Source organism: Pseudoalteromonas sp. APM04 (assembly GCF_022809815.1).
GTDB classification, from domain to species: Bacteria; Pseudomonadota; Gammaproteobacteria; order Enterobacterales; family Alteromonadaceae; genus Pseudoalteromonas; species Pseudoalteromonas marina.
In genome coordinates this window covers 3034054-3054993 of the sequence record NZ_CP094441.1, presented here as the reverse complement: position 1 = coordinate 3054993, position 20940 = coordinate 3034054, and the positions used below count along the sequence as shown (strand labels likewise).

Below are 20940 nucleotides of genomic sequence, written 5' to 3'. Positions count from 1 at the left end.
GTAGAGAAACACAGTGCTAAATTGCGGACTGTTCAGCGCAGTATGTAAAAGGTGAACTTTTCAAATTAAGGAAATTAAAAGTTCAGTTTAATATTAGCTTGGTTATATATGAGTATATTTTTTAACAAGCACATGAGCGAGATAAATATTTTAAACGCAATCCGTCGATATGCTTTTAATGTGATAGCATATTAATTCACATAAAAGGATTTCCTAAAAGAGGTTAGCATGGAAGCAATTGATATAATAAAGCTATCGACAAGTCAGTCGGATGAAGCAGCTTTAAATGAAAGCGTATACTTGGATAACAACCTAGGGCTGATGTCATTCACTGATGTAGATGCATGGACATCTAAGACAGCAGACGTGAGTGCTGGAAACGTCATGGTTCTGAATCGAGGTGATTTTTGGAGACGTGGTGAAAATTGGCGCCAAGTACTTCAAAAAATACATGGAAAAGACTGGTCTGATGATATCTTCAACTATTACTTATCTGATTTAGCAGGTAAAGAGTTTCCTGCTCCAGAGGCTTTAGGGGAGCTAAAGTTTAGCCAGTATGGAAGCTCAATTTACGAATGTACAAATGGGAACCACAGAGTAGTTGCTGGCAAATGTTGGCTACTGAGCAAGTACCCGGATAATGCTACTTTCAAGAACGTAAATATAATTTGCTACCCGGTTTACGACGAGTTAAAACCTCTGATATCTGAATTAGTTTCTAGCAATACAGATTGTTTTGTGGCGCATATACCAGCTGATTACCGAAACTCACGCAATAGCAAAGGAGAAATGATACAGTGTTATTTCATGCCTAATGACGGTAGTTTTAAAGTTTACTCTTGGTCTGGAAAGACATTAACTTTGACTAGGCACTCCAAGTTAACTATTGATAAATGGTTGCTCAATAGAGGTATAGGGCCTTTCTTTCAATCATGGGTACTATGCCCAGCCTCTGTACTTAGTCGTTTAATAGCCTGACGTAGTTTTCCGATATTTGCTACTAAGTCTGGCAACGCCTCGATAGGCGTGTCTCAACAGTAAAAGGGGGAGAATTCTCCCCTCTTTACTTGTAATTATTAAATTCAAATTACTTGAACATTCTAAATGCCTCTTCTATTGAATTACGAACCTGTTCAACGTTAAGTTGTGCGTAGATCATTGTATGCTTTAGTGATGTATGACAGAGCGCTTTTGACACTACACTAATGTCAGCTCCAGATTGAATTTGCCACGTTGCAAACGTCCTTCGCAAGTCATGTGGCCTCGGCCTGATGTTTGGATTTTCGTGATATAAGCCAGCTCGCTTAATCGCTGACTTCCACACCTTGTCTCCACCTGTGATGTAGCCATATTTAGAACGCTCAGATGCAAATACAAAAGGGGAGTCGGATGCTTGCTCTCTACGTTGTTTTAGTAAATTTATTACAAAGCTATGTAATGGTATTTGATAAACTTTACTCGTTTTAGTATTGGTTGCAGGTATTAACCATTGACAGCTAGAGAAGTCTATTTCATGCCACTTAAGCGTTTTAATATTCGATAGCCTCGCACCTGTAAAGAGTGCGACCCTGTAGATATCAGCCATATCCTGATTACTCTCATGATCCAAAGATTTTAAAAGCCGTTTGGCTTCGTCTTCGGTTAGATAGCGATTTCGTTGGACTTCGCGCATCTTCTTAATACCAATAAAAGGGTTAAGTCCGATGTTTAGATCATCTTCAAAGTCAATAACATAAGTAAATGCAGACTTAATTGAAGTTAAACACCTATTGTGTACTGAGTAACCTAGTTTCTCCATCTCACAAAATAAGTTTCTTGCTTCTTTTCTGGTAATTTCTTCAATGGGTGTCTTGCCAATTTTCGGCTTCAAGTGAGTTCGATATGATACCTCTAGTGGATGCGTTCTTCCTGCCAAAGTCTTTCTTGCTGAAAGCTCATTTTCTTTATAAATTTTAAAGATGTCATTGATTGTTAATCCTGAATTATGTTCGAGCTTTTGCGCTGACTTTAAGTTCATAAAGCTTATCGCTCTACTCTTAGCATCATCTACAGTAATTTTTTCTGCATTACCCAACTTATGATTAATATCTTGTGCACTCACTTTAAAGCGCACATAAAATGTTTTTGTACCTGATGGTGTTAACGTTAACTTTAGATTAACTAGAGATATGTCCGAGTATGTTCTCGTTTTACTTTCTGGTAATAACATCTTTATACGTCGGTCAGTAAATTTGAATTTTGTTGGTTGAGTCATTTTTTTACACCTTTTTTTACATTGAGAAAAGGTGTAAAAAAAGATGCTTTTTCTTTAAAAAACAGTGCTAAAACCACCCTGAAAACGCTGAAAAACAGCTGTATTTATACTGGGAGGGGCCACCACTTTCCAAGTAGATCCCTATTAAATTTTTACGCACTTAAAATCCAAAGCTCTACATTATTATCCTTTATTGGTTGATATATTGATTTTTAATTAATCTATAAAATTTCTAATTGCAATCAAATATATAGCTGTGTATTTTATTGGGTACAACAATATGTTGTTAAAATATATCTAAAAGGAAGTACCATGAAAATGAATAAAGTCGCACTCTTATTATTAAGCTCAGTTTTTGTCACCCCTGCTGCATTTGCAGAAACACCTAACTTTAATTATGTCTCTGGCGGTTATTTAAATGCAGATCTTGATGGCGATGATTTAAACGGTTGGACGCTTGATGGTAGTAAATTACTAGGCGATAACTTTTTTGTGTCTGGTCAATATAAGACTGTAGGCGACTCAGAAGATGGTTTGGATGTAGATCTAAATTGGTTGAGCGCAGGCGTGGGTTACCGTACTGCAATTAGTGAAAGCACTGACTTTTATGGTTTAGTAACGTACGAAAACATTGAAACTGAAGTATCGTTCAGCGGTACTGATTTGTCGGATGATGAAAATGGCTATGGATTATCTGTTGGTGTTAGATCAATGCTAACTGATAGCATCGAAATTGATGGCCGCTTAAGTTACATTGATATTGCAGATGACAGTGAAACAGCTATCACTTTAGGTGCTCGTTACTATGTGAATACAAATTTCTCTGTAGGTACTAGCTACACCACAATAGATGATTTAGATTATATTAGCTTAACTGCACGTTACAGCTTTTGATCACAAGCAGTTAAATGAGCGCACTTATTAGTGCGCTTTTTAGTTTTTACGTAGCTATAACACGCTAATTTACGTGGTATAAGCCATTGCTGCGAATGTAAATAGTTGCTGGTATATCGCTTGTGTTCTCAAGCGAGTGAATGAATTTACCCCCAGATTCTACAAAGCTACCTGCACTTAAGTTTTGTGAGTTACTTTTTGAGCTGTATTGCACGTTGCCTGCAATTATCACTGCTCGAAACTCATCCGCATCTGTGCTAATTTCCCCCTTAAACCCGGCTGGTAGTTTTATCATTGAGCCGTACATTGTCCCGGTGTCTCCCCAAAGGTAGGTTGTTTGTACACCTTTAGCATTAATATTGCTTACGTCGCTTTTGTCTAGCCAAACTAAGTTGTCTTTATGAACGTTTAATGGGCGTTCACCATTATCAAACTGTTTGTTTGTTTGTTTGTTGGTTTTACTAAATAAGGGCCTGAGTCTATTTCTAGGTAAATTAGATTTGTAGTGCCATTGGCTGCAGTAGTATGGTTTTCACCGGCAGGTTGTGTCCAAAATGATCCTGCAGGCATCCACATTTTTTCAGCTGTGGGGTCGTCATTGTGCATTTGGCCTTCAATTACGATACCTCGGTAAGTAATGTTATGAATATGCGGCGGGGACTCGAACCCTTTTTTAAAGCGTACTAGCATACCTGTTGCGGTATCTGCGGTACGATCGCCCCATAAATCGGCTGCACCGGGACTTTGATCGCCTCTTAATGGGTTTAAATAGCCCCATTTGACTTTGTTCGCAGGTATTACTTTTGATTCGTACTCGTCTGCAAAAGTAGGTACAGATATAAGCGAAGTTGTGAGCATTAAAGCTGATAGGACAATTCTACATTTCATAAATATTTTCCTTTGCGTTGGGATAGAGACACAATAGCGAGTATTTTTCATTCCATAAACAGGCTAATGTTTAATACAGTTTCGTTAAAACGTGGATAATTGGCAGCATCAACGAATAGTTTTATAAAGGGGCGGATATGAAAATTGCAGATTTACGCGTATTACTAAAAGTTGCGCAGCTTCAATCAATAACAGCGGCTGCGCATCAGTTGGATATGAGCTCGTCGGCAGCGAGTGTCTCTATTAAACGAATAGAGCAAGCTCTTGGTACACAACTATTTGTTCGCACTACTAGAAAGATAAGATTGACCGCTGAAGGTGAGCGTTACTTACCCTTATGCGAACAGGCGCTTGGGCTACTAATGCAAGGGCAGCGGTTATTAATGAAAAGCAGGAGTGTATTACAGGCGAAGTGCGAATGGCTGTGTCGTCTGAAATGGGACGTAATTTAATGCGTGTTTTGCTTAATGAGCTTATGGATATTCATAGTTCTATAACTTTGAGATTGCATGCAAGTGATAGCCGTGCTGATTTTTATCGTGATGGAGTTGATGTTGCATTAAGAGCGATGAAAAAAGGTGTAGCTGAGGAGCTTAATTTATATGGATTTAAAATTTGTAATATTCCACACGTGGTGTGCGCTTCACCTAGTTACTTAAAACTGAATGGCGAGCCGTTAGTGCCGAACGATTTGAGCGAGCACAACGCATTACTCTACAAACTTTACGAAGTAGTGCACGCTGATTGGGAGTTTTATGATAATACACAGCAATACAAAGTTAAAATGAACAGCGATAGAGCTGTAAACGATGGTGATATTGTTAGACGCTGGTGTGTTGATGGTGCTGGGATTGCAAAAAAGTCAGCCATTGATGTAGCAGATGATTTGCTTAGCGGAAAGCTCAAACGAATAATACCCGATTATAAAATACCCTTAACAGAAATGTGGTTAGTGCTTCCGAGCCGGCAGTTTATTTCGCCTGCAATAAGGCTGATACGTGATGAGTTAAAAAGTAAAATAATGGCTCTTAGGGCATCGCTATTGGCAAAGCATATTTTGACTGAAGACGAGTGGCCTTGTGATGATGGTACAAGGCCTGAATTGTGTTAATTTTTACGATATATCTCGTGGTCCATGTCGTAAATATTAACGCTTAAACTGTCAGACTCCCTGCAATAGGTTTTTAAACACGCAAGTAGGTGCTCACTCAGAGTTTGCTTTTGCTCTACTGTTCGCCCTGCCATAATGTGTGCTTGCACATGTATAAACCCTTCTTTACCCACACCCAATTGATACTGCTGATATGCAACTGCGCGAGTTTTTATAGTTTCTAAATCAAATAAACCGCTTTCGAATGTGCATTTATGGATTTTTTCTACCAGTACTTGAGGTAATACAGGGAGGTCTTCTGAGTGCTCAATAATAATGTGCGGCATGCGGGTGGTTCCTGTTGGTTACGGCATTAAGCGTGTCGTTAATTGTAACAAATACACGACGGCTCGCTAAACCCCATACGGCTAAAATGTTTGTTTTAAACTAATTTAGTTGTGCTGATTTTTGATGTTAGTATAAAAACACACAGGTGAACCCAAGCTTATTAAAATAAGCGTGTAAAAAAACCTAGCTTATATTAAGGATGAGTATGAAATTTCAGCAAAAAATAAAACATTTAGCCGTGCTAATGGGCGCAGTAATTACGTTAAGTGCCTGCTCTGATGATGTGGCGTCGGTGAGTTTAGGTTTGTTTACTACAAAAGATGTGGTGGTGAACTCACAACAAGATCCGATCATTAAAGGAGTGACGTGTCATATTAGTCATGTTGAGGCCGATTTAGACTTTTCTGACCCGTCAGACATGTCGATTGCGTGTCGTCAAACAGGGCCAATCACTGCGGAGCAATTACAAGAAATTGATCGTAGTAAGTCTGGTGAGGTGGTGTTTAAGTCATCAAAGAGCATTTTATTTAAATCGTTAAAGGTGCGCCGAATATACGACGCTAAAACTCGCACATTATTATATTTGTCGTATTCAACAAAAGAGTCGAGCGGCAGTCATCACCATGCATTATCTACTGTGCCTTTATATAACACGAAAGCATGGCAGTGGGCACAAGAGCAAGAATAATTAAATTAAGAGTACACTATGTTAGCGTTATTTAAATCAGCGCCTTTGTTAGAGCAACAAGAGCAGCAATGGCTTATTGATACCTTTATTTGGGCTGTAGAAAATTTTGATGCTGAGTTTTTTACTAAACATACGCAAATAATATTGCCTACAGGGCAATATTTTCCTGATTCGGTATCAAGTATTGAGCAAATGGCCACCAGCGTATTTAAGCGAGTAACTACGTATGCGGGAATGAGTGCATGGCCAATTCAATTAGTTGCGCCTCAGCAATTACAGCCACAAGTGTTTCCTCGTTTTGAGTTTAGTAGTGTAATACGTGGTGAGCGCTGTGAGTTAATTGTGCCGCCGAGCCATGCTATTAATATTTCATTTAACCCTAATCAAATAAATCAGCCCCAAGATTTAGTTGCCAGTTTTGCCGGAACACTGGCTACTATTATGATTCATCATGTTGGTGTATTGCCTCCAGGGGGGAAGGACTTTTTACCCCAAGCTGCTGATGCGCTTGCCTGTTTTTTAGGTTTTGGTGTCATGATGAGCAATACGGTGTATCAGTTTAAAGGCGGGTGCGGCTCATGTTACAACCCGTACGCTAACCGTGAAGCACAATTGAGCGAAACACATACGGTATTTATGCATGCACTGGTTTGCTACTTCAAAAAAGACAACGTATCTAAAAAACATTTAAAGCCCCATTTACGAAGCCAATTCAAAAAAGCGCAAAAAGAAATTAAAGCGCTGGTGAGTGAATCGGCAAACCCGTTATTACTGGCGTATGCACCTAACTAGCAGGGATAAGTGTGGACTATTTAGATGAATTTTTATTAATTGTTATTGCTCACTTCTTTGCAGTAGCAAGCCCAGGTCCTGACTTTGCTGTTGTGCTAAAGCAAAGTGTGCAACAAGGTAGGCGAAACGCATTGTGGACAAGTGCAGGCGTTGGCGGCGCTATTTTGTTGCACATAGCTTATTGTGTAATGGGTGTGGCGCTTATTTTGTCTCAATCGCCTAGTTTGTTTATGGCACTTAAATATGTAGCAGGCGCTTATTTGGCTTATCTTGGAATACAAGCACTAAGAGCGGCTAAGCCGGGCGCATCATCAACCAATGATATTGATAACCAAACAGCTCCAGAGGAGTCTATTTGGGTTGCTTTTAGACGCGGTTTTTTCACTAACGCACTGAACCCAAAAGCCACGCTCTTTTTTATGTCGTTATTTACCTTGGTAATAAGTCAAACAACGCCAGTGAGTGTGCAAATTGGTTATGGTATTTATATGGCGCTTGCAACATGGGCGTGGTTTTCTGCGCTTTCGTTGGTACTTTCTAAAGCCTGCGTGCGTGATTTTTTTCAGCAACGCGGCTACTGGTTTGACCGAGGTATTGGCGTTATTTTAATTGCGTTGGCTGTACGTGTTGTTATTTAACTTGTTCAATTTATGTAATACAAGCAGGAGTAAACATGCCTTTATATAATTTTTCGTTTGGATCTAACATGTCGTCTAATCGTTTGTTAGCACGTTTGCCAAACGCAAAGCGTGTGGGCACAGCAATCCTTAAAGGGTATGAGCTAACCTTTGATATGCTTTTTTCTGATGGTTCGGGTAAATGCAGTATTCAAAAAACTGATAAAGCAGATGCCTTAGTATACGGTGTGGTCTATGAGGTTAACACTGACGAAAAACTCACTTTAGATGTGATAGAAGGCCCAGGTTACGATTGTGTAGATATAACGGTTGAGCTGTTAAATGGGCAAACAATTGATACCCATTGTTATATTGCAAATACACACGACGAGAACGTTTTACCCTACGATTGGTACGTTAAACATGTTCATCGCGGAGCACTTGAAGCGGGCGTACCAAAGGCTTACAGTGATGCAATACTTAATCGCCCACAAAAGAGCGATCCTAATAAAGAACGCGCAGCAATTGAATTTGCAGTGCATCAATAATAAAAGGACTAACATGAAACTGACTAATTTAGCGGCTTTTACACTACTGGCCAGTGCTACTTTTAATACTTGGGCACAGGTTGATACCAACAAAATAGAAGAGGTCATTAAAACCTCTATGGCGCGCTTTGATGTGCCAGGTATGGCCGTTGCTATTGTTGAAAATGACGAGGTTATACTCGCTAAAGGGTTTGGCATCGCAAACCTAAATACAAAGGCTGAAGTAAATAAAGATACGTTATTTGGTATTGCATCAAATACAAAAGCATTTACCAGCGCCGCGTTAGCTAAATTAGTCGATGAGGGGAAATTGCGCTGGGATGACCGCGTAATCGACCATTTACCTGAATTTAGATTATACGACTCATATGTAACCCGGGAAATGCGAGTGCGCGATTTACTAAGCCACCGTAGTGGTTTAGGCCTTGGGCAAGGCGACTTAATGATTTGGCCAAGCACAGATAAATCAGTTTCTGATATTTTATCAGGCTTAAAATACTTAAAACCAGCCAGCAGTTTTCGTAGTAAATACGCTTATAACAACCTGATGTTTGTAACCGCTGGGGAAGTTGTAGCGCGTGTATCTGGCATAAGCTGGAACGATTACGTTGAAAAACATATTTTACAGCCGCTAAAAATGACCAATTCACGCGCAGGTTTTTCGCGTATTCCAAAAAGTAATAAAAACTGGGCAATAGGGCATATTCCAATGGAAGGAAGCTTACACCCATTTTTTGTTAATTACCTTGAAGACTTTAGAGGTGCAGGTGCTATTGCATCGAGTGTAGAGGATATGAGCCAATGGCTACGCACTCAATTGAATGGCGGCAAAATGCCTAATGGCGATCAATTGTTTAGTGAAAAACAACAAGCGCAAATGTGGCATCCGCAGATTACCTCTATGGCATCTAAAAGTGCCTTTGAGGCATACCATCAACAATTTAGAGGTTATGGTTTAGGTTGGAGTATAGAGGACTACCACGGCTTTAAAAAGTTAGGTCACGGTGGCGGTATTTTAGGGATGGTGTCGCAAGTTACGTTACTACCAGAAAAAAAACTCGGTATTGTTATTTTGTCTAATCAGCAAGCATTTAGTGCTTTAAGTGCTGTTACCCACGAAGTACTTGAGGATGTGCTCAACCTAGAGGATAAAGATTGGGTTGAAGATTTAGCCAAAAAGCATTTTGAAGGTAAGCAAAAAGCGTACGCAAATGCGACACCACCAACCCCTGCGGATTATCAGCCACAGCTACCTAGTATAAATTATACTGGTACACTAAACGATGATTGGTATGGCGACGTTATTATTGAAGAGCTTGATGGTAAATTACGAATTGATTTTACGCACACAAAACGCTTAAAAGGCACACTTGAGCACTATACAGGCAATACGTTTATTGTTAAGTGGGACGAAAAGCTGCTCGAAGCCGATGCGTTTATTAGTTTTGAAATGAGTACAGCTAACCGTGTTAATAGCGCCAACATGCGTGCAGTTTCAACAGCCGTGACCGACTTTAGCTTTGACTTTAGAAATTTAAATTTAAAAACTAAATGATTAACGCTCAAGTTATATAGTTATACACCAAAGTCGCAAAGCCACCATCGGGTGGCTTTGTTATATTAAGTTTTCACTTATTTGGTTTTTGGAGTTTTTATGCGTACTGCAGTTATCTCACATCCACATTGCCGTAAGCATAAAATGATAGACGACCACCCTGAGTGCCCAGAACGTTTAGATGCGATAACTGATCGCTTACTTGCCAGTGGCATCGACGTGGGGTTAAAGCATTTACAAGCGCCTAAAGCTCATCGAGAACATTATTTACTAGCGCATGATGAGGCGCTGGTTAATTTGGTTGAGCGATTAATTCCTCAAGAGGGCTTAAATAATCTCGATGGCGATACGTGGCTTTGCCCTGACTCATTTAAAGCAATTGAGCGCGCGGTGGGGGCCGGGGTTTTAGCGGTAGATGAAATACTTGATGATAAACTCGACGCGGCATTTTGTTCTGTGCGTCCGCCAGGGCATCATGCCAATAAGCACTCGTCATCAGGGTTTTGCGTATTTAATAACTTAGCGATTGCTGTTAAGTATGCACAAAGCAAAGGCATCAAACGTATTGCAATTGCCGATTTTGATGTACACCATGGTAACGGAACCCAAGACATTTTTATTGATGATGAAAGGGTACTGCTTTGCTCGTTATTTCAATACCCGTTTTACCCAAATACAGCGGTTAAAAATAATAGCCATATTGTTAATTCGCCTTTACCCATTGCAAGCAATGGGGGCGATTTGAAAGAGGTATTCAATAATCAATGGTTACCAAAATTAAAAGATTTTAAGCCTGAACTGTTATTTATAAGTGCAGGTTTTGACGCACATGTAGAAGATGACATGGCAAGCCTGAATTTTGTGGAAGACGATTACATTTGGCTCACTGAGCAGCTATGCAAAGTAACAAAAGAAAGTGGCTGTAAGGGAGTTATATCGTATTTGGAAGGGGGCTATGCGCTATCAGCATTGGGTAGAAGTGCAGTAGCGCATATTAAAGTGCTTAGCGAGCAATAGTTATTAAAAGTATGTTTAAAGCCCGAGTAAATCAAATGCCTGTGAAGTACTTAGCGTTTTAATTTTACCTAGGCAACAATGCCCTTCATTTAATAGGTAAGCAGTAACAAGGTGTGCTAGCTGCTCTTCGGTTAAGGCTAAGCAAGGTTGAGCTTGTAGGTTAAGGTATTCACCTTGTTTATTAAGTACTCTCACATTAGTTAGTTCACTTGATGCAACACCGTGTAAGCACTCATTTTGCTCTTGCTGGTTTCGCACCATTTCAAGCTCATTATAAATAACCATTAACTGTGGAAAGCTGTTTAACATGGTTAGCCTACAGTTACTTCGTATGAAGTAAATTTACGTATATTAATAACGCCGTTATCAAATATTAAATATTGGCCTTTAATACCTTGTAAAATACCGCTTACAACGGGATTTTTATCAAAGTTAAACGAGCTAATTTTGGTTGGGTATTCGGTGACTGGAAAGTTTAAATCAACCACGTCTTCATCAAGTTGTTCTATGGCTGTGGCACCAAATAGTTCACTAAGCTCGTTTAGTTTATCGCTAATTTGTGGAATAAGCTCAGCGGCGGCAGCTTTTAAGTCTATAGCTTCGTTTTGACCTTTTAACATGTTGCGCCAATTAGTTTTATCGGCAATAAACTCTGCTAATGCAACCTCTACCAATCCCGACTGCAAACGTGTTTGTACTTTAAAAATAGGTAAAGCTTGAGTGGCGCCTTGGTCAATCCAACGTGTAGGTATTTGTGTATGGCGCGTAATACCTACTTTTAATCCCGAGGTGTTAGCTAAGTAAACGTAATGTGGGATCATACAATTAGCTTCGCCCCACTGTGGCTCTCGACATGTACCTTGATCGTAGTGGCAGGTTTCTGGTTTCATAATACACATGTCGCAGCTAGCGAGCTTACGCATACAAACAAAACAATGGCCTTGAGAATAACTTTTTTTGGTTTTTTTACCGCAGTTAGAACACAAAATAGTGCCGCTAAATGTAAGCGTTAGTTCTTTACCTATAAAAGCATTTAAATTAACTAGCTCATCGCCAACGGGAAGGTGATATTGAACGGGTTCTGTTAAGCTCGATTTTAATTTACGCAGTGTGCCTTGCATCTTCACATAGCCCCTAAAGATGTTTAAAAAGGAGAGTCTAACATTTTTAAACTGTATTGGCTTTTTAAGAAATTAACATACTCAGGATAAGGCAACGCTTTAGCATATAAATAACCTTGTGCGCGGTCTGCATTCATTTGTTTTAGTAGCTGGTGGATTTCTTGAGTTTCAACACCTTCTACAGTAATTGACAAGTTAAGCTGGTGCGCCATATCTATTGATGTTTGAACTATGACTTGGTGAGCGGGGTTATTAACGAGGTCAAAAATAAATGATTTATCTATTTTAAGCTCGCTAAAGTGGTAGTTAACAAGGTAGCTCAATGATGCGTAACCTGTGCCAAAGTCATCGAGTACAACTTTTATTTCTAATGCTGATAATTCATCAACTAATTTAATGAGCACGTCTTGGCTTTCTACAAAGGCAGATTCAGTTAATTCAAACTTAAGTAAGTGAGCGGGTGCTTGATGTTTAATTAATATATTTTCTATTTTTTCAGCTAAGTTATTAATGGCTAAGTTTTTAGCGCTTAAGTTAACGCTAATTGTGTGCTCTTTATGGCCGCTGTTAATTAGCTCTACAAGATCTTTACAAGCTTGTTCAATAACCCACAAGGTCAGCTCATTAATTATTCCGGTATGCTCTGCCAAAATTACAAGCTCTTCAATCGAAATGTTTTTATAGGTGGGATCAGGCCAGCGTAGTAGCGCTTCAGCGCCTATTACTTGATTATTAACTAAACTTATTTGCGGTTGATAATACAGCGCAAGCTGGTTTGTTTTAATTGCTTTTTGCAAATGAGCCGCCAAACCAACATCCATTATTAAACTGTTATTAATTGCAGACGACGCAACGCGATCTGCACGTCCTTTTGCATCTTTTAAGGCTAAGTAACCGCGCTTTAACCAATATTCAAAATCATTACTTTGGTTTGCACTACTAATGCCAATTGTGTAGTTGAGTTGCAGACTCAAACCTTTAATTTCATATTGCTTGGGGAGGTTACTAATGACTTTTGTGAGTAGTGTTTTGAGTGTGTCTTGGTTTTGGTTTTTGGTTGAGATACAAGCAAATACACCACTGTTTAAATCAGCCAGACGAGGACTGTTATTTAAATCGGTTTCAAGGTTTGCAAACTCTCTTTCGTGCATTAATTCATTCTCTAGTCGCTCAGCAATGTGCTTTATGAGGGTGTAACCTTGAGTCGATGTAATGATGGTATTAAGCGAATTAAAATGACATATTTTTATTAGGCACAAGGTGGTAGAACGGTTTTGGCTTTGCAGGGACATAAATGCTTGTTTGAGCTTAGAGCTATTAAGCAACTTAGTTTGTTGAGTGTGAGTTGCATGGTAAAGCGCGCGCTCTCGTTGATAGCGTACACGATCAGCCAACGCCATGGCCATTAAAACAATTTCACATAAAATCGCCACCAAAAAGGCGTGACGCGAAGTGAAACTGTAATCAATCACGCCGGTGAGCTCCAGTGGTTGTATTACAGCACCTAAAATAAGGGGAACCCACGAAAAAACGTAAAATTTGGCCCATCTAAAACCACTAAGCAGTTTTTTATAAATTAATATAGTGCATGCAATATATAGCAGCGCTAATACGCAGAAAAAAAGTGGCGCAGCGATGTTTTCAGGAATAAAAAAGCTAGCTATACCCATAACAAACATAAGAGAAAGCAGCGCTTTGCTCATTGTGTATCGCCAGCACTTATCTTTATGGTAGCGCAAAAACATAGTACAAAAGGCGAGAGTAAAAAACGAAACCGCGTAATTACTCACAATGACTTTGTGATGAAAAAATAGTTGCCACTCTAAAGGCCAAAGGTAAAACCCAAACCCAAGTACAATACCCATTAGTATCAGTGCGCTAATTATGTAACCAATATAAACAAGGTAAACCCGGTCTTTTATACCAAAATAGAGTACTAGGTTGTAAAGTGCAGCCATGAGTAATACGCCAGCAAATATTCCCCAAATACCAGTTTGAGAACGCATTAAATCTACAAATTCTTTATCGCGGTATAAATTGATAGGTGTTTTGCTAATGCCCACGGTGTCTATTTTAATAACGAGGCGCTGGGTTGATTTTTGCTCCATCAAAAAGTTGATGTGTGGCACGCTGTACTGAAACAAAGTCAGTTTTTTTTCTCTATCACCCAACTTATAAGTTTTTAATATATGGTTGTTTTTATCTAAACGATAAACTGTGAGGTGATCTGCCATTGGGTTATCAAAGTGAGCAACTACTTTTTGACTTTCTTGGCTCTTGTTTTCTAAATCAAGAAATAACCAATAATTTTGCTGAGTAAAACTCCAAGGAATTTCTGAAAAAGGAGCATGGGTAAGTAAATTAGGTTGCTTGATAATTGCATCGAATGTTTGGTTTTTGGTTTCATCAATGTAGTAGGCGTGATTGAGATACATTGGTGATGTTTTATCAATTGTGTAACGTGTAGGCACTACTAGGTTTGAAGCCAATGTATTGATAATAAAAAATATAAATATCAAAATGGCAACAGCAACTGAATGATAACGTAAAGTTCTAAGTTCCAATGTATGCTTACTTTTTAAAAACTTTTAATTAGTGTAGCACTAAAAAAGCGCAGGCGAACTGCGCTTTTTTAGTTAAATTAATTGGTCATACCAATCAATTTTTATTAGCTTACTGCTCGCGAGCAATGGCACGATAAGCAATATCAGTTCGATACTCCATACCATCCCAGCTAATTTGTTTAACCAGCTCGTAGGCTCGTTGTTGTGCTTCTGTTACGCTATTACCCAATGCCGTTGCGCACAAAACACGGCCGCCGGCAGTAACAACATCATCTCCGCTTTGTTTAGTGCCCGCATGAAATACTTTTTCATCAGCAGGGTAGTTAACCTTAAGGCCTGAAATAGCATCGCCTTTAGGGTAGTCACCCGGGTAGCCTTTAGCTGCAAGTACAACGCCTACCGCTGCGCGTGGGTCAAACTCGATGGTGGTTTTATCTAGTTCTTCACGGTTAGCCGCTTCAATCAGTTCAACTAAATCTGATTGTAAACGTAGCATCATAGGTTGTGTTTCAGGGTCGCCAAAACGACAGTTATACTCGATAACTTTAGGTGTACCTGAGCTATCTATCATTAAACCTGCGTACAAGAAGCCAGTGTACGGGTGGCCTTCGCTTGCCATGCCTTCTACTGTCGGGGTGATCACTTCATCCATAATGCGTTGGTGGATTTCGTTTGTCACCACTGGCGCAGGAGAGTATGCACCCATACCTCCAGTATTTGGGCCGGCATCGCCATTATAAGCACGTTTATGATCTTGGCTTGTTGCAAACGGAAGGACGTTTTTACCATCTACCATTACAATGAAAGAGGCTTCTTCGCCTTCTAAAAACTCTTCAATAACAACACGGCTACCAGCATCACCAAAGGCATTACCGGCAAGCATATCGCGAATAGCGCCTTCAGCTTCCTGATGTGTCATTGCAACAATAACGCCTTTACCTGCGGCTAAACCATCGGCTTTAATTACAATTGGCGCACCTTTTTCTTTTAAATAAGCAAGGGCCGGGTCAATTTGCTCAAATGTTTGGTAATCGGCGGTTGGTATATCATGGCGAGCTAAAAAGTCTTTCGTAAACGACTTAGAGCCTTCAAGCTGGGCAGCACCCGCTGTTGGGCCAAATATAGCCATATCATGTTCACGAAATTTATCCACAACACCTAATACGAGCGGTACTTCAGGGCCTACAATGGTGAGCTCTACATTGTTTTGCTGAGCAAATTTTAATAAGCCATCTAAATCTTCAACGTTAATTGCAACGTTTTCGAGTTTAGGCTCAAGTGCAGTACCTGCGTTACCTGGAGCAACAAACACGGTATTTACTTTACTGTTTTGAGCGGCCTTAAACGCAAGTGCGTGTTCGCGGCCGCCGCTGCCAATGACTAATACATTCATGGCGTACTATTCCTATTTAAAGCGGTTTTTTAAATTTAAGCGTCATACGGTCGCTTTCACCAATAGCTTTATATTTTTCAGCGTCTTGTTCGCCAAGTCTTAAGCTAGGTGGTAGCGTCCACACCCCTTTAGGGTGATCGGCTGTATCTTTTGGATTAGCATTTATTTCACTAGTTGCTGCTAGCTCAAATCCTGCTTGCTTTGCAAGGTCAACCACGTAACTCTGTTTCATATAACCTGATGTTTTTTGATCCTCATCAGCACGGTTTTCAGCTAAACGATGCTCAACCACACCCAATGTACCACCTGGTTTTAGTGCTTTATAAAACGCTTTAAATGCGCTCAATGCACCGTCTGTATCTTTACCCATATACCAGTTATGCACATTGCGGAAGGTAAGTACCATATCGGCAGATTCTGCAGGCGCAATATCTAGGTGGGTTAAAGGGGCAAACTCTGTAATTTTAACATTACTAAAGCGTTCGTCTTCAGCTACTTTTTGTTTAAACGCAGCTAATGAGCGTTGATAGTAACCAACCGATGAGTCGCTAGGGAAATGAGCAGCGTAGTATAAGCCTTGCTCTTTCAATGCTGGCGCTAAAATTTCACTGTACCAACCACCACCTGGCGCAATTTCTACAACGGTCATTGACGGTTTAAAGCCAAAAAATGCCAATGTTTGCTCAGGGTGGCGATATTCATCACGAGCACTATTTTTAGCGCTTCGCTCGCTTGCTTTTATTGCGTGGCTTAGGCTTGATTCATGGTTATGGCTCAATGCCATTGTTGAAGTAAGTGCTAGGCTAGCAACAAGTAGAGACTTTAGTGCAAATTTCATCGTTTGTTCCTTCACATTAAAATTAGGAGTTAGAATAATCAGAATACGTGAATTGCTTGCAAACAAAAAGGGTTAAACGTTGAGCTTAACCCTTTTTGTGATTAGTGGCGGAAGTGACGCATGCCAGTAAACACCATAGCCATGCCCGCTTCATCCGCGGCCGCGATAACTTCTTCATCGCGCATTGAACCACCCGGTTGAATAACCGCTGTTATACCAGCCTCTGCAGCAGCATCTATGCCATCGCGGAATGGGAAAAACGCATCCGATGCCATAACAGAACCCGGTACTTCTAGGTTTTCATCAGCAGCTTTAATACCCGCTATTTTAGCAGAGTAAACGCGGCTCATTTGGCCTGCGCCTACACCAATAGTCATACCGTCGCGGGCATACACAATCGCGTTTGATTTAACAAACTTAGCGACTTTCCAGCAAAACAGTAAATCTTTGAGTTCTTGCTCAGAAGGCTGACGCTTAGAGACGACTTTTAAGTCGCCTTGAGTAACCATACCTAGGTCGCGATCTTGTACTAAAACGCCGCCGTTTACACGTTTAATATCGTGGCCCGTTGCTTTGCCACTCCATTGTCCGCACGCTAATAAACGTACGTTCTTTTTAGCTTCAACAATTTTTGCAGCTTCACTTGAAATGCTCGGGGCAATAATCACTTCAACAAATTGACGGTCAACAATGGCTTGTGCTGTTGCTGCATCAAGCTCGCGGTTAAAGGCAATAATGCCGCCAAACGCTGATGTTGGGTCTGTTTTAAATGCACGCTCGTAAGCACTAAGAATATCTTCACCAATTGAAACACCACACGGGTTTGCGTGTTTAACAATAACACACGCAGGTACATCAAATTCTTTAACGCACTCAAGGGCTGCATCGGTATCTGCAATGTTATTAAACGACAATGCTTTACCTTGTAACTGAGTAGCAGTTGCAACTGATGCTTCACTTACATCGTTTTCAACGTAAAAAGCAGCATCTTGATGTGAGTTTTCACCGTAACGCATATCTTGCTTTTTAGTGAATTGCATGTTGATAGTACGTGGGAACTTAGTGTCTTCAACGGCTTCTTCAGTGTAATCAGGAACCATTTTGCCAAAGTAATTAGCAATCATTCCGTCGTATTGAGCTGTGTGCTCATAGGCGGCAATAGCTAAATCAAAACGTGTTTTATACGTAGTTGAACCATTGTTATTTTGCATTTCGCTAATAACGCGATCGTAATCGCTTGCGTTTACAACAATCGTTACGTCTTTGTGATTTTTAGCAGCTGCACGAACCATTGTCGGGCCGCCAATATCAATATTTTCAATGGCATCTTCAAGGCTGCAGTTTTCTTGAGCGACAGTATTCGCAAAGGGGTATAAGTTAACTACAACTATGTCGATTGCAGAAATGTTGTTATCTGCCATTACATCTTCATCTTGTCCGCGACGGGCTAAAATGCCGCCGTGAATTTTAGGGTGAAGGGTTTTTACGCGGCCATCCATGATTTCAGGGTGACCGGTGTGATCTGAAACTTCAGTCACTTTTATGCCGTTATCAGCAAGGAGTTTACACGTACCGCCAGTTGATAAAATATCTACACCTTGTGCTTCTAGTGCGCGGGCGAATTCAACAATACCGGTTTTATCAGACACACTTAAAAGTGCGCGACGAATGGGACGATGAGTATCCATTGTAGTTTGATTTCCTCAGTTAATGAGCTAGCTTAGAAGCGGGCATTTTAACTGATTACAACTTAAAAAACGACTTATAAAGCGCCAATAAGCGTGAGCATTTTGCAACATCTCTACTAAATTGTACGCATAAAAAAAGCACCCTAAGGTGCTTTTTTAATAAACAGCTGTGATTTATCACAGCCAGCATATTAGTTCATGCCGTATTTTTTAAGCTTTTTGCGTAAAGTACCACGGTTGATACCTAGTAAAATAGCTGCACGAGTTTGGTTACCACGTGTGTATGTCATTACTTCTTCAAGTAATGGCGCTTCTAGCTCTGAAAGAACAAGGTCGTAAACGTCTTGCACATCTTGACCGTTAAGCTGTTTTAAGTAGTGGTGAACAGCTTTTTTTACTGCATCACGCAATGGCTGCGGTTTCTCGTGTGACTGAACATGAGGGTTTGTGATAAATGGAGAAGTCACGTTTTGTTCGAACATTATAAAGTCTCTTTCTTTCTTAGTTAGCTGCTAGTGTTTTAAAGTATTGCTCTAATGCGACGACCTGTGCTTCTGAGTTGTCGAGCGCATTAAATACTCGCCTAAACTGACCATCACTGTCATGGGTTTGCAAATACCAAGATACATGTTTGCGAGCAATTCTCGCGCCCATTGGCTCACCGTAAAACGCATGGAGGTTTGTTAAATGCTCCATTAAAATACTGCGCACCTCTGCAATAGCAGGTGGCTGCATGTGTTCACCAGTTCGCAAATAGTGGTCTATTTCCCTAAATATCCAAGGGCGACCTTGGGCGGCTCGACCAATCATAATGGCATCTGCACCCGTATAGTCTAAAACCTGTTTTGCTTTTTCTGGCGAGGTAATATCACCATTTGCAACAACAGGAATTGACACTGAACGTTTTATATCCCTAATCGTGGCGTATTCTGCTTCACCTTTATACATACATGCGCGCGTTCGCCCATGTACAGCCAGTGATGCAATGCCATAACGTTCAGCTATTCTCGCAATCTCTACACCATTACGGTTATCCGGATCCCATCCTGTACGGATTTTAAGTGTTACAGGTATATCAACAGCATTAACCACTGCATCAATAATCTCTTCCACGAGTTCAGGAAACTGTAATAAAGCAGAGCCTGCGAGTTTCTTGTTCACTTTTTTTGCTGGGCACCCCATATTGATATCTATGATTTGTGCACCGTTAGCAACATTGAATTGTGCGGCCTGCGCCATAAGCTCAGGATCAGCTCCTGCAATCTGCACCGCGCGTATACCCGACTCACCGCTGTGATCCATACGATTCATCGACTTTTCAGTTTTCCAAACCTTTGGGTTTGACGATAACATTTCAGACACAGCAAGCCCGGCGCCTAAGCGACGGCAGAGTTGTCTAAATGGTCTGTCTGTAATGCCGGCCATAGGCGCAACAATTACATTATTCTCAAGTTGGTATTTACCGATACGCACTGTATTCAATAGGCCTCTTTTCAAGGGGCGCTAAGTTTACGGCTTTTTTGACAAAAATCAAAGGCTATAAATTGAACAAAAGTGACTTTTTTTTGCACTTTTCGTATTGACATTTGATAACCGTATGACGGAAGGGTTTATTTGTGTGAAATTTGAACGAATGATGTTTTTATAATAAATAATGTTTATTTTTTATTTTGTAAAAAAATAGTAAAGCCTGTTAAATACAGGCTTTACATGCGATTTTTGAGTTAATACTCTAAAGTTTATAATGTATATGCTTAGCTATTTTTTGTACCGCTAACACGGGTCCAATCACCTTCAATGGCAATTTCATCGAGCTCAATAAAGGGCGCGTATATGTCAGCAACCGATTGTGCTTGTTCTTCTAAAATGCCAGACATCGCAATTTTGCCACCTGGCTTTAACAATCCTAAAATCACACTGTGAAGCTCACGCAGAGGTTGCGCTAAAATATTTGCCACAACAATATCGGCTGTAAACTCTGGCTGGTTTTCTGGCAGGTACACTTCAAGTTTATCAGCAACGCCATTACGGTTAGCGTTATCTAAACTTGCTTCGAGTGCTTGTGGGTCAATATCAATCCCAATCATGCGCTCAGCACCCAGTTTAATAGCAGCGATACCTAAAATGCCCGAGCCACAACCAAAATCCACGACGGTTTTACCGGTAAGGTCTTGGCTTTCTAGCCATTTTAAACACAGAGCTGTTGTTGCGTGTGTGCCTGTGCCAAACGCAAGGCCAGGATCAAGTAAAACGTTAACAGCATCAGGATCAGGAATATCGCGCCAGCTAGGGCAAATCCATAGCTTTTCACCAAACTGAATAGGGTGGAAGTTATCCATCCATTCACGTTCCCAGTCTTTATCTTCAAGCTGTTCAATTTTGTAAACGAGTGATTCATTTATTTCGTCGTGGCGTTTTAATAGTGCGATCACTTCGTTCATATCGTGATTAGCTTCAAATAAACCAATTACAGTGGTGTCAGCCCAAAATTCAACAGTGCCAATTTTTGGCTCGTAAATAGGGGTGTCTTTAGCATCTATAAAGGTAACAGACGCACTGCCTGCTTCCATTAATAGGTCACTTACTGCATCTGCGGTTGCAGCATTGGCATTGATACGGATTTGGATCCAAGCCATCTTTATTTC

At 40.4% G+C, this 20940-nt stretch carries 19 protein-coding genes and 2 pseudogenes; 9 read left to right on the top strand and 12 right to left on the bottom strand.

Annotated elements, in window-relative coordinates:
- The first annotated feature begins 228 nt into the window (after window positions 1-228).
- Window positions 229-978: a hypothetical protein gene (locus MTP24_RS14140; RefSeq protein ID WP_243531778.1), complete on the top strand. Its 750-nt coding sequence runs from the start codon at window positions 229-231 to the stop codon at window positions 976-978.
- Between the two features lie 109 nt (window positions 979-1087).
- Here the strand turns inward: MTP24_RS14140 and MTP24_RS14135 are convergent, their stop codons facing one another.
- Complete coding sequence (locus MTP24_RS14135) at window positions 1088-2254, bottom strand: site-specific integrase (protein ID WP_243531774.1); 1167 nt, start codon at window positions 2252-2254, stop codon at window positions 1088-1090.
- Between the two features lie 312 nt (window positions 2255-2566).
- On the opposite strand from MTP24_RS14135, the gene MTP24_RS14130 reads away from it, so the two are divergent.
- Window positions 2567-3148, top strand: coding sequence for a porin family protein (locus MTP24_RS14130; protein WP_058429645.1), 582 nt, complete (start codon window positions 2567-2569; stop codon window positions 3146-3148).
- Window positions 3149-3212: 64 nt separating this feature from the next.
- Here the strand turns inward: MTP24_RS14130 and MTP24_RS14125 are convergent.
- A pseudogene (locus tag MTP24_RS14125) lies at window positions 3213-4036 on the bottom strand (DUF4437 domain-containing protein).
- A 137-nt stretch (window positions 4037-4173) separates the two neighbouring features.
- Here MTP24_RS14125 and MTP24_RS14120 point away from each other — a divergent pair.
- Window positions 4174-5147: pseudogene (locus MTP24_RS14120) on the top strand (LysR family transcriptional regulator).
- Here MTP24_RS14120 and MTP24_RS14115 read toward each other — a convergent pair.
- Window positions 5144-5473 (bottom strand): 5-carboxymethyl-2-hydroxymuconate Delta-isomerase, encoded by a 330-nt coding sequence (locus tag MTP24_RS14115; protein WP_006791175.1) that lies wholly within the window; start codon window positions 5471-5473, stop codon window positions 5144-5146. The pseudogene MTP24_RS14120 and the gene MTP24_RS14115 overlap by 4 nt on opposite strands.
- Window positions 5474-5679: 206 nt before the next feature.
- Between MTP24_RS14115 and MTP24_RS14110 the strand changes: the two genes are divergently transcribed.
- From MTP24_RS14110 to MTP24_RS14085, 6 genes are all read left to right on the top strand, one after another.
- Window positions 5680-6162 (top strand): CreA family protein, encoded by a 483-nt coding sequence (locus MTP24_RS14110; protein WP_006791174.1) that lies wholly within the window; start codon window positions 5680-5682, stop codon window positions 6160-6162.
- Window positions 6163-6180: 18 nt separating this feature from the next.
- A complete protein-coding gene (locus tag MTP24_RS14105) occupies window positions 6181-6954 on the top strand; it encodes a hypothetical protein (RefSeq protein WP_039037989.1) in 774 nt (257 codons plus the stop codon).
- Between the two features lie 11 nt (window positions 6955-6965).
- On the top strand, window positions 6966-7592 hold the full coding sequence (locus MTP24_RS14100; RefSeq protein WP_008128734.1) for a LysE family transporter: 627 nt from the start codon (window positions 6966-6968) through the stop codon (window positions 7590-7592).
- Between the two features lie 35 nt (window positions 7593-7627).
- Window positions 7628-8119, top strand: a complete 492-nt coding sequence (locus MTP24_RS14095; RefSeq protein WP_243531771.1) for a gamma-glutamylcyclotransferase family protein — start codon at window positions 7628-7630, stop codon at window positions 8117-8119.
- 13 nt (window positions 8120-8132) lie between these two features.
- Window positions 8133-9674 carry a serine hydrolase gene (locus MTP24_RS14090; RefSeq protein ID WP_243531769.1) on the top strand — a complete coding sequence of 514 codons (1542 nt, stop codon included), beginning with the start codon at window positions 8133-8135 and terminating at the stop codon, window positions 9672-9674.
- Between the two features lie 99 nt (window positions 9675-9773).
- A complete protein-coding gene (locus MTP24_RS14085; RefSeq protein WP_243531765.1) occupies window positions 9774-10691 on the top strand; it encodes a histone deacetylase family protein in 918 nt (305 codons plus the stop codon).
- Window positions 10692-10706: 15 nt separating this feature from the next.
- Here MTP24_RS14085 and MTP24_RS14080 read toward each other — a convergent pair whose 3' ends face one another.
- From MTP24_RS14080 to prmA, 9 genes are all read right to left on the bottom strand, one after another.
- On the bottom strand, window positions 10707-11000 hold the full coding sequence (locus MTP24_RS14080; protein ID WP_243531764.1) for a DUF4144 domain-containing protein: 294 nt from the start codon (window positions 10998-11000) through the stop codon (window positions 10707-10709).
- A gap of 2 nt (window positions 11001-11002) precedes the next feature.
- Entirely contained in the window at window positions 11003-11812 is an 810-nt protein-coding gene (locus MTP24_RS14075) for a DUF2797 domain-containing protein (RefSeq protein WP_006791167.1), read from the bottom strand.
- A gap of 23 nt (window positions 11813-11835) precedes the next feature.
- On the bottom strand, window positions 11836-14376 hold the full coding sequence (locus MTP24_RS14070; protein WP_243531762.1) for an EAL domain-containing protein: 2541 nt from the start codon (window positions 14374-14376) through the stop codon (window positions 11836-11838).
- Between the two features lie 109 nt (window positions 14377-14485).
- Window positions 14486-15769 carry a phosphoribosylamine--glycine ligase gene (gene purD / locus MTP24_RS14065; protein WP_243531759.1) on the bottom strand — a complete coding sequence of 428 codons (1284 nt, stop codon included), beginning with the start codon at window positions 15767-15769 and terminating at the stop codon, window positions 14486-14488.
- Window positions 15770-15785: 16 nt separating this feature from the next.
- Window positions 15786-16607, bottom strand: a complete 822-nt coding sequence (locus tag MTP24_RS14060) for a class I SAM-dependent methyltransferase (protein ID WP_006791164.1) — start codon at window positions 16605-16607, stop codon at window positions 15786-15788.
- Window positions 16608-16708: 101 nt separating this feature from the next.
- The gene (purH, locus tag MTP24_RS14055) at window positions 16709-18295 is read right to left on the bottom strand and encodes a bifunctional phosphoribosylaminoimidazolecarboxamide formyltransferase/IMP cyclohydrolase (protein ID WP_039037995.1); all 1587 of its coding nucleotides are present in this window, start codon (window positions 18293-18295) and stop codon (window positions 16709-16711) included.
- A 191-nt stretch (window positions 18296-18486) separates the two neighbouring features.
- Window positions 18487-18777, bottom strand: coding sequence for a DNA-binding transcriptional regulator Fis (gene fis, locus MTP24_RS14050; RefSeq protein WP_002957804.1), 291 nt, complete (start codon window positions 18775-18777; stop codon window positions 18487-18489).
- A 19-nt stretch (window positions 18778-18796) separates the two neighbouring features.
- Window positions 18797-19768 (bottom strand): tRNA dihydrouridine synthase DusB, encoded by a 972-nt coding sequence (dusB, locus tag MTP24_RS14045; protein ID WP_010556644.1) that lies wholly within the window; start codon window positions 19766-19768, stop codon window positions 18797-18799.
- Window positions 19769-20049: 281 nt separating this feature from the next.
- Window positions 20050-20931 carry a 50S ribosomal protein L11 methyltransferase gene (gene prmA / locus MTP24_RS14040; RefSeq protein WP_008128759.1) on the bottom strand — a complete coding sequence of 294 codons (882 nt, stop codon included), beginning with the start codon at window positions 20929-20931 and terminating at the stop codon, window positions 20050-20052.
- Between the last annotated feature and the right edge of the window lie 9 nt (window positions 20932-20940).

What these genes read in the sequence shown, in the direction of transcription:
- prmA (WP_008128759.1), bottom strand. Translation starts at nt 20,931, where the DNA reads ATGGCTTGGATCCAAATCCGTATCAATGCCAATGCTGCAACCGCAGAT.
- MTP24_RS14140 (WP_243531778.1), top strand. Translation starts at nt 229, where the DNA reads ATGGAAGCAATTGATATAATAAAGCTATCGACAAGTCAGTCGGATGAA.
- MTP24_RS14130 (WP_058429645.1), top strand. Translation starts at nt 2,567, where the DNA reads ATGAAAATGAATAAAGTCGCACTCTTATTATTAAGCTCAGTTTTTGTC.
- purH (WP_039037995.1), bottom strand. Translation starts at nt 18,295, where the DNA reads ATGGATACTCATCGTCCCATTCGTCGCGCACTTTTAAGTGTGTCTGAT.
- MTP24_RS14095 (WP_243531771.1), top strand. Translation starts at nt 7,628, where the DNA reads ATGCCTTTATATAATTTTTCGTTTGGATCTAACATGTCGTCTAATCGT.
- MTP24_RS14090 (WP_243531769.1), top strand. Translation starts at nt 8,133, where the DNA reads ATGAAACTGACTAATTTAGCGGCTTTTACACTACTGGCCAGTGCTACT.
- MTP24_RS14080 (WP_243531764.1), bottom strand. Translation starts at nt 11,000, where the DNA reads ATGTTAAACAGCTTTCCACAGTTAATGGTTATTTATAATGAGCTTGAA.
- purD (WP_243531759.1), bottom strand. Translation starts at nt 15,769, where the DNA reads ATGAATGTATTAGTCATTGGCAGCGGCGGCCGCGAACACGCACTTGCG.
- MTP24_RS14085 (WP_243531765.1), top strand. Translation starts at nt 9,774, where the DNA reads ATGCGTACTGCAGTTATCTCACATCCACATTGCCGTAAGCATAAAATG.
- MTP24_RS14135 (WP_243531774.1), bottom strand. Translation starts at nt 2,254, where the DNA reads ATGACTCAACCAACAAAATTCAAATTTACTGACCGACGTATAAAGATG.
- MTP24_RS14115 (WP_006791175.1), bottom strand. Translation starts at nt 5,473, where the DNA reads ATGCCGCACATTATTATTGAGCACTCAGAAGACCTCCCTGTATTACCT.
- MTP24_RS14105 (WP_039037989.1), top strand. Translation starts at nt 6,181, where the DNA reads ATGTTAGCGTTATTTAAATCAGCGCCTTTGTTAGAGCAACAAGAGCAG.
- fis (WP_002957804.1), bottom strand. Translation starts at nt 18,777, where the DNA reads ATGTTCGAACAAAACGTGACTTCTCCATTTATCACAAACCCTCATGTT.
- MTP24_RS14110 (WP_006791174.1), top strand. Translation starts at nt 5,680, where the DNA reads ATGAAATTTCAGCAAAAAATAAAACATTTAGCCGTGCTAATGGGCGCA.
- MTP24_RS14075 (WP_006791167.1), bottom strand. Translation starts at nt 11,812, where the DNA reads ATGCAAGGCACACTGCGTAAATTAAAATCGAGCTTAACAGAACCCGTT.
- MTP24_RS14060 (WP_006791164.1), bottom strand. Translation starts at nt 16,607, where the DNA reads ATGAAATTTGCACTAAAGTCTCTACTTGTTGCTAGCCTAGCACTTACT.